This window comes from [Ruminococcus] torques ATCC 27756 (assembly GCF_000153925.1).
GTDB classification, from domain to species: Bacteria; Bacillota; Clostridia; order Lachnospirales; family Lachnospiraceae; genus Mediterraneibacter; species Mediterraneibacter torques.
Window position 1 is genome coordinate 58590 of sequence record NZ_DS264347.1, and the last position, 16458, is coordinate 75047.

Below are 16458 nucleotides of genomic sequence, written 5' to 3' on the forward strand. Positions count from 1 at the left end.
GACTTTTTCAAAGCAGTACAGTTAAGGCAGTGAGGTTTTTATTCTTATTTTTCTGTTTCGGCTGTTGTTTCAAGACCAAGTTCATTCAGCTGTTTTACATCAACGACACTTGGCGCTTCCGTCATAAGGCAAGACGCATCTTTCACTTTCGGGAATGCGATCACATCACGAATGCTGTCCTGTTTTGCCATAAGCATAACGAGACGATCCAAACCGTAAGCAAGTCCTGCATGAGGCGGAACTCCATATTTAAACGCATCAAGAAGGAATCCAAACTGGCTGTATGCCTGCTCTTTTGTAAAGCCGAGCACTTCAAACATCTTCTCCTGAATATCATCCTGGAAGATTCGGACGCTTCCTCCTCCGATCTCATTTCCGTTCAAAACGATATCATATGCTTTTGCGCGCACTTTTCCCGGATCGCTGTCGATCAGCGGAAGATCTTCCTCCATCGGCATCGTAAACGGATGATGCATTGCCACATAGCGGTTCTGCTCTTCACTCCACTCAAGAAGAGGGAACTCTGTGATCCATACAAATCGGAATTCATTTTTATCAAGCAGTTCAAGCTGTTTTGCCAGTTCCACACGAAGCGCTCCGAGGCTGTCCCACACAACCTTGTTCTTATCTGCCGCAAAAAGCAGTAAATCACCGGCTTCTGCTCCCATCGCCTTGATCAGCGCATCCATCTCTTCTTCCGTCATAAATTTTGCAAAGGAAGATTTTATACTTCCGTCTTCCTGGATCGCAATATAAGCGAGTCCTTTTGCGCCGTAATCTTTCACAAATGCCGTCAGTTTATCAATCTTCTTTCTCGGCATCCCGCCCTGACCTTTCGCGTTGATACCGCGTACACTTCCGCCATTTTCGACTGCTCCGGTAAATACGGAAAAGCCGCAGTTTTTCACGACGTCTGTCACATCTGTAAGTTCCATGCCAAAACGAAGATCGGGCTTATCCGAACCGAAACGATCCATCGCTTCCTGCCATGTCATTCTCTGGATCGGAAGCGGTACATCTACGCCGAGAACTTCTTTAAATACTCTCGCAAGATAACGTTCATTTACATCGATCACTTCATCTACATCGACAAAAGAAAGTTCCATGTCGATCTGTGTAAATTCCGGCTGTCTGTCCGCACGGAGATCTTCGTCACGAAAACATCTTGCAATCTGAATATACCGGTCAAATCCCGAACACATCAAAAGTTGTTTATAAAGCTGCGGCGACTGCGGAAGTCCGTAAAAACTTCCCGGATGCACGCGGCTTGGCACTAAATAATCTCTCGCGCCTTCCGGCGTACTTTTTCCGAGTACCGGCGTCTCTACCTCAAGAAATCCTTCCTCTGAGAAAAACTGTCTTGTCAATGTCATCACTTGACTTTTCATCATCAGATTTCTCTGAAGATCGGCTCTTCTAAGGTCAAGATAGCGATATTTCAAACGAACTTCTTCTTTTGTCTTAGAGTTTTCCTCAATCGGAAACGGCGGTGTCAAAGCCTCTGAAAGAATTCTGAGTTCACTTGGGATAACCTCGATCTCCCCTGTCGCAATCTTATCGTTTACAGCGCCGGAACGCATTGCCACCTCTCCGACGATCGCAACGACATATTCGGAACGAAGTCCTGCTGCCTTCTCGATCAGCGCCGCATCTGTCTTGCCTTCTTCACATACGACCTGAATGATTCCCGAACGATCACGCACATCTACAAACACAAGCCCGCCTTTATTTCTGTTCTTTTGAACCCATCCCATAATGGTCACTTTTTTCACCTGCGTTTGCCGCAGATAATTCTCCACATCTGTGAGTTCTCTTAAGTCCCTGCATTGATTCAGCCATTGTACACCTCCGTAATATCTGTATATCCCTGTTCTGCAAGCTGTTCCTTTTGGAACTTCTTGTTTTTCTTCATATTTACTATCATAACCTGTCTGCCTGCTTCCCGCTCTTTGCGCGCTTCTTCAAGCACCTCCAGAAGTTTCTCCTGCGGAAGTTTTTTCTCGATCAGAAACGCTTTTTTCGGTTTGCTCGTCGGCACTTCGTATCCCCGTTCCAACAGCAGCATGACGATCCGCTCAAACCCGATGGAAAATCCAACTGCCGGCGTATCCTGTCCCGTAAATTTTCCGATCATCTTATCATAACGTCCGCCTCCGCCGACGCTTCCGCCGAATTCATCCATGGAAATCTCAAAGATTGTTCCTGTATAATAAGACATTCCCCGCACAAGCGTCGGGTCAAAACTCATCTTAAATTCAGCTTCTTTCTGACTCTCCACACTCGTGATGATCATTTCCAGTGAATCCGCCGCCTCAGGCGCAAGATAGCCTTGTAATTTCTCTTTACAGAGACGGACGCCTTCCACATCATTCGTGATCTCTTCAAAAAGAGCGAGATATTTTTCCACCGATTCTTCCGCATATCCGTTTCCTTTCAGCTCTGCCGCCACGCCGTCCAATCCGATCTTGTCCATCTTATCGAGCGTTATAAACACACTGTCATAATCTTCCTCTTTGAATCCGCTGTATGCAGCCATCGCCTTTAAGAAACGGCGGTCATTAATACGGATCGTAAAGTTTTTAAAATCCAATTTTCCAAGCAGCGCCGTTGTGGCAAGGATCAGTTCGATCTCTGCCAGATTCGACGGTTCTCCGAGAATATCGATATCGCACTGCATGAACTGACGAAAACGTCCTCTCTGCGGACGATCCGCTCTCCACACATTTCCCATCTGAAGTGCCTTAAACGGAGACGGCAGTTCATTCGCATGATTTGCATAGTATCTTGAGAGAGGAACAGTCAGGTCGTAACGAAGTCCTCCGTCCACGAGATCTGCCTCTTCTTTCGCTGTATCAAGTTTTAGCTTCTCCCCTCTTTTAAAATCTTAAAAATAAGTTTTTCATTATCTCCGCCCTGCTTACTGCATAAGTTCTCGATATGTTCCACACACGGAGTTTCCATAGAGGAAAACCCAAATGTTTTATATGTCTCTTTGATAAGACCGATAACATAATCCCGAACTTCCATTTCCGCCGGCATCATGTCTTTCATGCCTGTAACCGGTTTCTTTTTCAGCGCCATAACCATTCTCCTTTTCGTTCTATCATTTCATCGACCCTGTCGATATATTCCATAATATTTTTCACGTTTTCACAGCGAACCAGATTAATCTCTTTCCCGCTATCTGTCCGGATCGGATCTTTGAGTAATATCTTCGTCGACGCTCCCGCTCCGGCTGCCAGTATCGTCTGTTTTTCTTCCATAATCAGTATATTGTATATTCCGGCTTTGTCAAGTTCTGCATAACCGACATTTTCAAAATTTCCCGCAATATTTTTCTGCCTGTATAAATAATACGGCTGCAGTCCAATCCGCTTGGCACAATCAGCTGCCGACATTATCATCTGCGAAATCTCAGAATGAAGATCCTGTTTTCTTCCCTCCTGTCCGTATCTCGCCGCTCTTTTGATCGCCAGCGCATGAACCGTCAGACTGTCAGGATGCATTTCTTCCACCTGCCGAAGCGTATCTTCCATATCAGAAGCATCCTCTCCCGGAAGCCCGGCGATAAGATCCATATTAATATTGTCAAATCCCAGTTTCCTCGCCAGATAGAATGCATCTTTTGTCTGTGCCACCGTATGATTTCTTCCGACCAGATCTAATGTCTTTTGCTGCATTGTCTGAGGATTTATTGAAATACGAGTCACCGGGTATTTTCTGATCACCGCAAGCTTTTCTTCCGTAATGCTATCCGGTCTTCCTGCCTCCACTGTAAATTCAAGTACGTTTGACAAGTCGAAATTCTCCGTGATCGTCTTTAATAAACGATCCATCTGCTCTGCCTCCAAAGTCGTCGGCGTTCCTCCTCCGATATACACGCTGTCCGGTCTGTGCCCTTCCGACATTTTCCCGATTGCCCGGATTTCTTTCAACAAAGCAAAAAGGTAACTTTCCACCTTATCTTTCCACTCTGCGATCGGCGAAGAACTAAACGAACAGTAAGAGCATACGCTTGGGCAAAACGGAATCCCTACATATAAACTAAACCCATCCTTATAATCCAATTTGGACAAAAGTTTCTTTTCCCTCACAGCAATCTCACATGCAAGCTGCGCTTTCTCTTCACTGACAAAAAATTCATCACGAAACGCTCCGACTGTCCTGCGGACTGCTTCCGCTTCCGTCATCGATTCATATTGTTCCAATTTTGTCATGGCAAGTTTTGTCGGCCGCACTCCTGTAAGTGTTCCCCATGCAAGCGTTGTCCTTGTCTGTTGTTCGAGATATCGGTACAACAAACGAGTCAGTTCTTTTTTTATTGCCTGTTCTTTCGCCTCTTCTGTCTCCATTTCCGAAAGATCACCTGCTGCCGCTTCCACTTCCTCAAGCGCAATGGAAAAGCAAGACCCTCCGGGCAGATTTAATGCCACAAGAGATTCCTGCTTTTCATCTACATTCTGTATGATCTCTTCATTGGGGAAAAAGGCTTTTACAAGATGATATACATTGTATGTATATTTATTTTTCTTACTTGATACTTTAATCATCGTCTCTTCCCATTTCCTATTATCTCTGCGAAGCCTATTCCATCGCCACCTGTTATATCCATTCCTATATTCCAATCATTCCCGTTCACTTATTAACTTTATATGAAAGGATTATATTTCTTTTCATGCGAAATCGTTGTCTCTTCCATATGTCCGGGATATACTCTCGTATCTTCCGGCAAAACCAGAAGTTTTTCTCTTACCGAACGGACAAGCTCACTTCCGCTTCCCGTAGGAAGATCCGTTCTTCCGATAGAATTATGAAAAAGGGTATCTCCGCTGAACAATACATGTTCTTCTCCGATATAATAACAGCATCCGCCCTCTGTATGTCCCGGAGTCGGAATAATCTCCACCTGAAAGCCTGCGGTTTCTATCTGCGTATCCGCTTTTACATACTCTGCTTTTGTAAACACATATGACTGTCCGAGCATCGTCGCCGATGCATTCAGCACCGGATCGCATAAAATATTTTCTTCCCCTTCATATGCATAAACCGGACATCCGAAGATTTCCGCAAAGCGTTCCGCTCCCATAATATGATCAAAGTGACCATGCGTCAAAAGCAGCGCTTTTACGCAAAGTCCTGCATCTTTTATATGCTTTACGAATTCCTGAGGACAATCCGCCATATCTACGGCAAAACATTCCGAAGTCATCTCGTTTATTACGATATAACAATTCGTTCCTACAGGTCCGAATACAAATTTCTCAATGCGCATGAACTGTCTCTCCTTTTTATCAACTCTGACTTTGTTCAAACTGTCATTTTACTCCCGCCGCCTCCGCAACGGGAACGCTATTGCTTCTTACTTGAAAGGCTTCATATAAGATCAACCCGTCGTTCTCTCAATATCAAGAACTCCCTGAAGCTGACGCAGTTTCTCTATGATCGCATGGAGTTCCTCTCTTCCGTTTACAATAAATCCCATATCGATCGTTGCTGTTCCCTTTTTGCTTGTGCGAACATTCATAGACTTCACATCTATTTTCGCTTCTGTAAATACTTTTGAGATATCCATAAGGAATCCTTGTCTGTCGTTTGCGTACATCTTAAGCTCTGCCAGATATTTTCCGCCGCCCTCTGTCTCGGACGTATCTTCCCCACTCCGCGTCGATCAAACGCGCCCTCTCTACATCAGAAAGGTGGAGCATATTAATACAGTCCGTCCGATGGATTGACATTCCCCGTCCTCTCGTGACAAATCCGACGATCTCGTCTCCGGGAACCGGATTGCAGCATTTTGAAAAACGCACTGCCATATCATTAATTCCTTTTACAACAATACCGCTCTTTGACTTTGCAATGTGAACTTTTTGAGAGTTTGCTTCTGAGATTCTCTCAAGAATCGTCTCGTCTGTAATTTCTTTCTTATGTTCTTTTTCGTACTCCTCAAAAAGTCTGTTTACAACCTGTCCTTCCTTTAAACCGCCATGACCGATCGCCGCCAAAACAGCGTCCCAATCCCTGAAGCCGTACTTTTTCTGAACAACCTGCTGATACTTCGGTTTCAGTATATTTTGGAGATTAATTGATTTCCCCCTGCAATAGGAAACGATCAATTCTTTTCCCCGGATAATATTATCTTCCTTAAACTCTTTTTTGAACCACTGGTTAATTTTATTTTTTGCCTGTGTACTCTTAACGATATTCAGCCAGTCGCGGCTCGGTCCTTTTGAATTCTGCGACGTAAGAATCTCGATCCTGTCGCCGTTTTGTATTTTATAATCTATATTGACAAGTTTTCCGTTTACACGTGCACCGACCATCTTATTTTCCCACGGCGCTGTGTATCGCATACGCAAAGTCAACCGGTGTGGAACCGTTCGGCAAATTCTTCACGTCACCGTTTGGCGTAAAACAGTAAAACGTCTTCAGCAAACAGATCAAGGTCGCCTTTTAACAGGCTTAAAAACTCCCGGTTATCCGACATGTCTCTTTGCCATTCCAAAATCTGACGCAGCCAGTTCAGCTTAGCCTCCTGAGATTCCATACTCTTCGCTGAATCTCCGCCTTCTTTATATTTCCAGTGAGCCGCAATACCGTATTCAGCCGTCTTATGCATCTCTTCTGTTCTGATCTGGATCTCAAACGGCTGTCCTGACGGTCCCATCAGCGTTGTGTGAAGAGACTGATACATATTCGGTTTCGGCATCGCAATATAATCTTTAAACCTTCCGGGAATCGGCGTGTACATCTCGTGGATTACTCCAAGCGCCGCATAACAATCTTTTACAGAATCAACAATTATCCGCACCGCAAACAGATCGTATACCTGATCCAGCGTCTTATTTTGATTCACCATTTTCTTATAAATACTGAAAAAATGCTTTACACGTCCATATACTTTCGCCTCTATATGCGCATTTTTCATATGTTTCGAAACTTCGGCTACTATCTGCTGCACAAATTCCTCGCGTTCTGTTTTCCTTCGGTTCAGATCCCTCACGAGATTATAATAAACTTCCGGTTTCCAGTATTTTAAAGACAAATCATCTAATTCTGTCTTAATCTTGGAAATTCCGAGTCTCTGCGCGATGGGAGCATAAATATCCATCGTCTCTCTCGCTTTTTCCTGCTGCTTTGTCGGAGTCATAAATTCAAGCGTACGCATATTATGCAGTCGGTCTGCCAGTTTAATAATAATAACCCGGATGTCCTTCGCCATCGCAAGAAACATTTTCCTGAGGTTCTCTGCCTGAACTTCTAATTTGTCCTGTGAATAATTCAACTGGCCAAGCTTTGTAACGCCGTCCACAAGAAGAGCGACTTCTTCTCCGAACTCACCTGCCACATCGTCAAGCGTCATATCCGTATCTTCTACTGCGTCGTGGAGCATTCCTGCCACGATCGTCTCTTTGTCCATCTCAAGATCCGCCAAAATAATACCGACCCAGAGAGGGTGGATAATATACGGCTCTCCTGATTTTCTCACCTGATCACGATGCGCTTCTTTCCCTATACGATAAGCTTTTTCGATCATGGTAATATCCGCAGACGGATGATACTTTCTCACTCTTTCAATAAGAACATGATAAAGCTGCTCCGGATCTTGATAATCCTCCGGCGCTTTTACTGCATGACCGTCCACGATCTCCAGATTTTTATTCAATTCTTCATATTCTGCCGTTCCTGCCATAGTAAAGTCCCCTTCTCTCATGCAGCTCATTCAACAAAGTTATAAGATCGTTTAATTATATCATTTCTTTTGATAATTTACAATCGTAAGCTGTATGCTTCGTCTGCCCATATATTCGTTAATTGACGGAAAATAAGTAACCGCGGTGACTTTTCCTGCCAGCATCTCTTTCAGGCAAGTCTTTACATCGCCGAAATAAACCGCTTTCATACGATTTCCCTGCTTATCTTCCAATATACACTGCAAAACATTCTCGTTTTTCCCTACAATTTTAGGTTGAATCACCTTCAGATCTTTCTCCGCAAACAGCGGTCTTTTATTTCCTTTTCCGAAAGGTTCCATCACCTGAAACTGCTCGATCAAATCTTCTGTTAAATACGGAAAAGGAACTTGCATATCGATATATACTTTCATTTGAAGGTCTTCTTCTGTCAATGTACAAAGAGAATTGATCGTTTCTCTGAATCGCTGAACATTCTCCTCTTTCAGGGACACGCCTGCCGCCTGCCTGTGGCCGCCGAATTTTGTAAACAGCGCCTGACATTTACACAATTCTGTAAACATGTCATACTCTTCCGTAGACCGTCCCGATCCTTTCACTCCGTCTTCTGCCTTTGTTAAGATGATCGTAGGCCTATAATATCTGTCTCTGATCTTTCCTGCGATAATTCCCGCAATACTTTCATGACAGTCCGGCAGATAGATCACAAATACTTTGTCCTCTTTCAGCGAGGTAGTTTCTATCATCTCTGCCGCTTCTTTAATTCCTCGTTCCGTCATTTCCTTACGGCTGTCATTTAACGCCTTTAAATCTTCCGCCAACATGACCGCATCCCGCCTCGTCCGTGTACTCAGCAGTTCCAATGCTCTTTTTGCGGTGTCCAGTCTCCCGCTCGCATTAATACATGGTCCAAGAACAAACCCGAGATCGTATGTATTCAAATATTCGGGATTGATTCCCGTACATTCTATAAGCGCTTTTAACCCTTCATTTTTTGTGCGCTTGAGCATCTCAAGTCCCTGTTTCACAAAAATACGATTTTCTCCCTTTAGCGCCATCACATCACCTACTGTTGCAATCGCCACATTTTCCATAAGATAATCAACGTCTTCCGGATCTCGGAGCATAACATTATACAATGCCTCTACTAACTTATATGCGACCGCTGCCCCGCACAGATTTTTAAAAGGATACTCACAATCCGGACGCCTTGGATCTACAACCGCATCAGCCTGCGGCAGGAGATATTCCCGTTCTTTGTTTATTTCTACAAAAGGAACTTGATGATGGTCTGTCACGATCACCGTAAGACCGTTTTTTCTTCCGTAAGTGATTTCTTCCGCAGCCGCAATCCCGTTATCACATGTAATAATCGTATCGATCCCATCATCTAACGCCCGGTCGATCAGCATTTTATTTAATCCGTATCCGTCTTTAATCCTGTCGGGAATATCTGTATCAACATCTGCTCCGAGTCCTTCCAGACCTTCTTTCAAAATATAAGCTGCATTCACACCGTCAATATCATAATCTCCGATCACCCTTACGGGTTTTTCTTCCCTGATCTTCTCCGATAAGATCTCAACCGCCTTATCCATGTCCTTCATTAACATTCCGTCATACAGGTCGGCAATCGTTCCGTTCAAATAAAGATTAATCTCTTCATCTTCTATAATATCTCTGTTTCTGATCAGGCGGGCAATGACCGGCGAAATATTATATTTCGCTCCGATACTGCTGAAATCAGCTTTCTTCATCATTACATACCAGCGTTCCATCGTTTGTTCCTCCAAGTATATCACGTACATTTTTGTATTATAGTATCATAATTTTCAAAATATCACCATAGAGAAAACCGGCCGTAAAACGTTTCCGCTTCACGACCGGTCTTTTCATTTTCGTTTCAAACAATCTTTTAACGAAAATTTATCTCTCTTTTTTTTCTTTTTGTTTTTGATTTTGCTGCTTTTTGAACATTTCCGTCCGATGAGCTTTCTTCTGACGACTCTGTCTTTACACTTTCAACCTGTTTCGCCGGTACGGAAGCAGCCTGAACTTTTGCATTCTTCCCGGTCTTCATAACATACCAGAGCGCGCCTGTGATACATACAGATGAATAAGCTCCGCAAACGATTCCCGCCATAAGCGGAAGTGCGAATTCTTTGATCGAACTTACACCCATCACATACAGAACCGCCACCATGACAAATGTTGTCAGCGATGTATAAATACTTCTTGTCAGCGTCTGTGTGATACAGCGATTTACAAGATCTTTCAGATCTGTGTTTCTGGAACTGTTCTTCATCTCCTCACGGATACGGTCGAAAATAACGATTGTCGCATTAATAGAGTATCCGACGATTGTCAGCATACATGCGATAAATGTATTTCCCACGGAAACACGGGCGATCGCATAAAATGCAAGTACGACAAGCACGTCGTGCAGAAGCGCCACTACCGCGCTCGTAGCAAAACGAATATCTTTAAATCTGAACCAGATATACAAAAGCATGAAGATCGTCGCGATAATAACTGCGATCACCGCATCCATTCTCATTTCGGAACTTACCGTAGAACTGATATTTTCTGTGGCAATCTCTTCTTTTACGCCAAACTCGTTCTGCATATAAGATTCAAAAGCTTCTCTCTTTTCAAGGTCAAGAGTCTGTGTTTTAAACACTACCTGATTTGTTCCCTTTACAGTCTGTACCTGTACGTTTTTATCGCCTGTGATCTTTTCAAGTTCAGGCACCATCTGACTGTCAACTTCTTCTAATGTATACTCTTTGTCAAACGTTACCGTTGTCGCCGTACCGCCGACAAAATCAAGGCTGTAATTCAGCGCTCCCACGTCCCTTGCGGAATTGATTCCCATAACAACAAATCCGCTCAGGCAAAGTGCGATAGAAACGACAAAGAACACTTTTTTCTTTCCGAGAAAATCGATCGGTTTTCTCTCTTCTTTTACTCTGCCGTATACTTTCGGATTGCGGATGCCGATAGCATAGAAAGAATATACGAGCAGTCTTGTTACAACAAGCGCCGTAAACATCGAAACGACGATACCAAGAGCCAATGTCTGTGCAAATCCTTTTACCGGACCGCTTCCTCTAAGCCACAATACTGCAGCCGCGATCAATGTTGTAATATTTCCGTCAAGGATTGCCGACATCGCTTTATGAAATCCTGCCCGAAGCGCTGAATGAACAGACGCTCCTGCTGACAATTCTTCTTTCACACGAGCAAAAATGATAACGTTCGCGTCTACTGCCATACCGATACCGAGGATAATACCTGCGATACCAGGAAGTGTAAGCGTGATGTCAAACGCATTTAACAGAAGTAAGATCAAGCCGACATAAATGACAAGCGCGATACTTGATGCAAATCCCGGAAGCAGGTACACAAAGATCATAAACAGACATACGGCTGCAAGACCGATCGCTCCTGCCTTAAGACTTGTACTGATCGCTTCTTCACCGAGCTGTGCGCCGACTACTTTTGAACTGATCTCTTCCAGTTCCAGATTCAGACCTCCGATACGGATCGTAGATGCGATATTATCCGCTTCTTCGTATGATGCAGAGCCTGTGATCTGTGCCTGTCCGTTTTCAATGATTGCATTTACACTCGGAACACTGATCAATTCTCCGTCATAATAGATTGCGATCGTATCGTTTCCGTTGTTGTATGCTTCTGTTGTAGCTGCCGCAAACGCATCTGTTCCTTCTGCATTCAGCGTAAGATCTACCCCATACATTTTCTTACCTGTCTTCTGATCGTCCCATGCGCCTGCCGTAGCGGATTTCACTTCCGATCCTGTTAAAACGATAGAACCGTTCGCTTTCAGTTCATCGATCGTTTTATTCAATACATAACCTTCTGCTCCAAGTGTGTAGTTCTCATTTCCATCAGCATCTTTGTGCTTAATGAAATACAGTGATCCCGGCTGTCCTAATTCTTCAAGGATTGCATTCGCGTCTTCTACGCCCGGGATCTCGATGCTGATCCGGTTGTCACCTTCCTGATATGCCTGTGCCTCTGTACTGTACTGCTCTACACGACGCTGCATTTTATATACAGTGTCATCCATGTCTTCCTGTGACGGTTTGTCGCCTTTTACCTGATATGTAATGCTGACTCCACCCTCAAGATCCAGTCCCAAATTAATATTTTTCGCTGCGCCCATTCCTTCGGAATCCAATCCGCGGATCGTAGTCACACCGAGCAGGACTGAAAGTGCTGCCACGAGAATAAGGCTTAATATACCTCTGCTCTTTTTCATGACTTCTTTTCCTTTCTTACTTTTCTTTTTTATCTACATTTATGCAGACGTTTTATTCCGTCCGCTCATGTACCTTTCTTTATGCTCTATGCGCTTTTCCGTTACTGTGCGTCGGCGTCGGCCAATGCAGCTTTGATCATGATCGCACATTCAACACGTTTTCTCTCCATCTCGCAACTTACTTCATATGTATCATTGATCGAATGATTGAACTTATAAGAGTTCGCCATACAGCCGCCGCTGCAATAAAATCTTGCGAAACAATTTTTGCAGCTTTCTTTTGAATATACGCTGCATCCTCTGAATTCATCCGCAATCTCCGTATGCGTAATACCTTCGTCCACATTTCCCATAAGGAATTCTTCCTGTCCGACAAATTGATGACATGGATACAAATCTCCCCACGGAGTTACTGCAAGATATTCTGTTCCCGATCCACATCCCGACAGACGTTTTGAAACGCACGGCCCGCCTTCCAAATCGATCATAAAATGGAAAAATGTAAAGCCCCGTCCGCTTCTTTCACGCTCTACCATGATCTTTGCCAACTTGTCATATTCTTCAAAAATCTTCGGAAGATCTTCCTTTCTGATCGCATAAGGATCTGTATCTTCTCCTACGACCGGCTCGATTGAAATCTGCTCAAATCCAAGATCCGCAAAATGAAGTACGTCGTTGGAGAAATCCAGGTTATTTCTCGTAAATGTTCCTCTTATGTAATACTTCTCCTGATTCCGGCTCTCTGCAAGTTTCTGAAATTTCGGCACAATGAGATCATAACTTCCCTTTCCGTTTCTAAACGGACGCATTTTGTCGTTAACCTCTTTTCTGCCATCCAAACTAAGTACGACGTTATCCATCTCTTTATTGACAAATTCCTGGATCTCATCATTTAGAAGCACTCCGTTTGTCGTCACTGTAAAACGGAAATGCTTATCGTGGATTTTTTCCTGCTCTCGCCCGTAAGCGACAAGATCTTTTACAACCTGCCAGTTCATAAGCGGTTCTCCGCCGAAAAAGTCTACTTCCAGATTTCTTCTTTTTCCCGAATTCGCAATAAGGAAATCAAGCGCTTTTTTTCCTACTTCATAAGACATAAGCGCCCGGCGTCCATGATATTCCCCTTCTTCTGCGAAGCAGTATCTGCAGGCCAGATTACAGTCATGTGCGATGTGCAGGCAAAGCGCCTTGACAACTGTTTTTCTCTGCTTCACTTCATCAATGTAGTCTTCATAAACATCTCTCGTAAAAAGTCTTCCCTCTTGCGTAATCGTTGCGACAGCTTCCAAAATATCTCTTATATCTTCTTCTGCGTATGTACTTCCGAGTTTTGATCTTAAGAACTCAAAAGTTTCCGGTGTTTTCAATGTTTCTGCCGTATGTAATTCATTTTGCTCTTCTAACGCGCCGATCACATCGTACGCTGCCTTATCTACGACATGCACTGCACCGCTGTTGACATCCAACACTATATTATATCCGTTATTCTGATACAAATGTATCACGAAAAATACCTCTCTTTCATTTCGTTCAAACAAGCATAAGGCAGCGGCTTTTAAAGACCGCTGCCTTCTTCACCCTATTGCCCCGTATTCTTACGATATTTTAATTATTTCTTCTGCTCGCAAGTCTGGTTTCCAACAGTACAAGATGTCTTACATGCTGACTGGCATGATGTCTGGCACTCGCCGCATCCGCCTTTTTTTACTGTGTGATTCAATGTCTGTGTATTTAATGTTTTAATATGTTTCATGTCCTGTCCTCCTAATCTTATAACATTATTACGCTCATAAAATTATAGCACAGTATGCGCCATTTTTAAAGAGTTTTTTAACTGCTCTGCAAGATTGCCTTAAATGAAAAACTAAATTCCACCATCATGCTGAATTTAGTCTTACTCTCTTCTTCTATATCCTATATTATTTTAGTACCTTCTATCCGCAGTAGAAAAGAGGTACTTATGTGTAAATCTATCCCTGGAAATCAAAAGCATATGACAATGGATCAGCGTATTATAATTGAAAAAAGGTTGGATCAAGGAAACTCCCTCCATAGCATTGCGCTACAGTTAGGAAAAGATCCAACCACTATCTCCAAAGAAATTAAAAAGCACCGCACTATTCAGGAACATAGCCACTTCAATGAATCAAAAAATAAATGTGCTCTAATAAAAGACTGCAAAAAAAAGAATATCTGTGAAATCTATGCTCCGATATGCAAAAGAATGTGTAAACTCTGCAACCACTGTAATTCCCATTGCGATGATTTCATTCCTCGCAGTTATCATTGTTCCAAACTAGATAAAGCTCCCTTTGTATGCAATGCTTGCAGTAAAAAAAGCGGATGCCGTTTGGATAAGGCTTATTATAGAGCCACGATTGCTCACAGGGAATATCGAACCGTTCTGATTGAATCGCGAACTGGTATCAACATTTCTCCTGAAGATTTGATAAGGCTGGATGAACTGGTTTCCCCACTGATTATGCAGGGGCAGTCCCCTTACATGATCCTACAGAATCATCCGGAGATCCCTTACTCAGAAAAAACGCTTTACAATTACATTGAATCCGGAGCTTTGAGTGTTAAAAATATCGATCTGCCTAAAAAAGTAAAATATAAGCTCCGTTCTTCCGGCTCTTCTGAATTAGTTGATAAAACAATCTATGAAGGTCGTACTTACAAAGACTTTCAGGCATTTTTAAAAGAGTTCCCGGATACAAGAGTTACTGAAATGGATACCGTTCTCGGCTGTGAAGGTTCCCACAAGGTGTTACTCACTTTCCACTTTTCCGAATGTTCTTTTATGATGGCGTATCTTCTTGACAGCAAAGAATCCGATCATATAAAAAATGTATTTGACTCCATTGAGCATGCGATTGGAACCTTTTCTTTTGCCTCTGCTTTTTCGCTGATTTTAACGGACAGAGGCGGTGAATTTCAGATTCCGGATGCATTGGAATGTGGTGAAGACAACCTGATTCGGACAAGTATTTATTATTGTGATCCGATGTGTTCCTGGCAAAAGCCGCATTGTGAAAAGAACCATGAATATATCCGAAAAATATGCCCGAAAGGAACATCCTTTGACGATTACTCGCAAAAAGAGATCAATCTGATGATGAGCCATATCAACAGTACTCCAAGACAAAGCCTTGGTGGATTGTCGCCTATGGCTCTTGCAAAAATCATGCTCCCACATGAACTTTTAAATTTTTTTGCTCTCACTGAAATACCGGCAGATGAGATCGTATTAACGCCTGCATTATTGAAAAAATAAAACCAGATAATAAAACAAATCTGCGGATAAAGGCTCCATATCACACATACCAGACAAGTGGAATTTAGTCTTACAGAGCAGATTCCAGTTGTCTCATTAGCATACATTTTTATTGCAGAAAAGCATTTATTATCTGGTTAAATTCCACTTTAAAGGATTTGACACAATTCGTCAAACCCTAAAATATCGAATTTAGTCTTCTGTATGGAATTTACTTTTACATATGGAATTTACTTATTCACTCAACCCTCTGCAAGATTGAGAATGTAGGATTACAATACATGTGTTACAACTGAATAATTAAAAAGCGGAAATACCTTTTCTGTGTTATGCTTTAAGCTACCAAACCTAAACATTTAAGAAAGGAAGTATTCCCGCATGGCAAGTATAACACAAGATATGAGGTATCGTCTATCCCTGATCCGTTTCGCCGAAAAATATGGTGTCTCAAAAGCAGCAATTAAATATAAGACAAACCGCCAGTATATTTATCGTTGGAAGCGCCGCTATGACGGCACAATAGAGTCTCTCCGCGATCGTTCACGCCGTCCCCATCACCATCCCAATCAGCATACACCTGAAGAAATCAAGCTGATCCAAGATATGCGTAGGCGCAATCCCCATTCTGGTCTGGTTGTCTTTTGGGTCAAACTTATGCAGCGCGGTTATAAACGTTCCATCCCAGGATTGTATCGTTTTCTGAAGAAACAGGGAATCTTGGCTCAAAAACTTCCGAATCCCAAATATATTCCGAAGCCTTATGAGCAGATGAAATATCCCGGACAGCGTATCCAGGTCGATGTGAAATTCGTTCCTGCATGTTGTCTTGTCAATAATGCGAAAGGAAAGAAATTCTATCAGTATACCGCCATTGATGAGTACTCCCGCTGGCGGTATGTGGAAGCTTTTGAAGAACACAGCACCTATTCATCCGCACAGTTCCTCAAGCATCTGATCCAACGCTTTCCTATGCCAATCGAATGCGTTCAGACAGACAACGGCGTGAAATTTACAAAGCGCTTTTCCACTTCCGGCAAGAAACATTGACTTTATTCCACGGACTTTAAAAGAACTTGCATCCAACATAAACTGATCCGACCTTTAAACCCACGTCATAACGGAAAAGTGGAACGCAGCCACCGCAGATATTGAACGTTTTATACTCCGCTACTTTCTATCTTGAGATTTTTCCAAGCAGCTTCGAC

8 protein-coding genes and 3 pseudogenes are annotated in these 16458 nt (G+C 43.0%); 2 read left to right on the top strand and 9 right to left on the bottom strand.

All coding sequences use genetic code 11. The annotated features are described in order from the left end of the window. Positions 1-44 precede the first annotated feature (44 nt). From aspS to scfA, 9 genes and pseudogenes are all read right to left on the bottom strand, one after another. Positions 45-1839 (bottom strand): annotated as a pseudogene (gene aspS, locus RUMTOR_RS05365) (aspartate--tRNA ligase). Continuing rightward, positions 1832-3081 (bottom strand): annotated as a pseudogene (gene hisS, locus RUMTOR_RS05370) (histidine--tRNA ligase). Before hisS ends, aspS begins: the two co-directional pseudogenes overlap by 8 nt. Then, positions 3072-4550, bottom strand: coding sequence for a coproporphyrinogen dehydrogenase HemZ (gene hemZ, locus RUMTOR_RS05375; RefSeq protein WP_004846140.1), 1479 nt, complete (start codon positions 4548-4550; stop codon positions 3072-3074). The pseudogene hisS and the gene hemZ overlap by 10 nt, the downstream one beginning before the upstream one ends. 98 nt (positions 4551-4648) lie before the next feature. Then, positions 4649-5272 (bottom strand): MBL fold metallo-hydrolase, encoded by a 624-nt coding sequence (locus tag RUMTOR_RS05380; RefSeq protein WP_004846141.1) that lies wholly within the window; start codon positions 5270-5272, stop codon positions 4649-4651. A gap of 111 nt (positions 5273-5383) precedes the next feature. Beyond that, a pseudogene (locus tag RUMTOR_RS13895) lies at positions 5384-7690 on the bottom strand (RelA/SpoT family protein). A 60-nt stretch (positions 7691-7750) separates the two neighbouring features. Continuing rightward, the gene (gene recJ, locus RUMTOR_RS05390) at positions 7751-9469 is read right to left on the bottom strand and encodes a single-stranded-DNA-specific exonuclease RecJ (protein ID WP_009243474.1); all 1719 of its coding nucleotides are present in this window, start codon (positions 9467-9469) and stop codon (positions 7751-7753) included. Between the two features lie 137 nt (positions 9470-9606). After that, positions 9607-11976, bottom strand: coding sequence for a protein translocase subunit SecDF (locus RUMTOR_RS05395; protein WP_004846148.1), 2370 nt, complete (start codon positions 11974-11976; stop codon positions 9607-9609). A 101-nt stretch (positions 11977-12077) separates the two neighbouring features. Beyond that, complete coding sequence (gene scfB, locus RUMTOR_RS05400; protein WP_009243476.1) at positions 12078-13481, bottom strand: thioether cross-link-forming SCIFF peptide maturase; 1404 nt, start codon at positions 13479-13481, stop codon at positions 12078-12080. A 104-nt stretch (positions 13482-13585) separates the two neighbouring features. After that, on the bottom strand, positions 13586-13729 hold the full coding sequence (gene scfA / locus RUMTOR_RS05405; RefSeq protein WP_004846150.1) for a six-cysteine ranthipeptide SCIFF: 144 nt from the start codon (positions 13727-13729) through the stop codon (positions 13586-13588). 126 nt (positions 13730-13855) lie between these two features. On the opposite strand from scfA, the gene RUMTOR_RS05410 reads away from it, so the two are divergent. Together RUMTOR_RS05410 and RUMTOR_RS05415 are read left to right on the top strand one after the other, a co-directional pair. After that, entirely contained in the window at positions 13856-15253 is a 1398-nt protein-coding gene (locus RUMTOR_RS05410) for an IS30 family transposase (protein WP_242647671.1), read from the top strand. Positions 15254-15631: 378 nt separating this feature from the next. Then, on the top strand, positions 15632-16300 hold the full coding sequence (locus RUMTOR_RS05415; RefSeq protein ID WP_004846151.1) for a DDE-type integrase/transposase/recombinase: 669 nt from the start codon (positions 15632-15634) through the stop codon (positions 16298-16300). Positions 16301-16458: the final 158 nt, after the last annotated feature.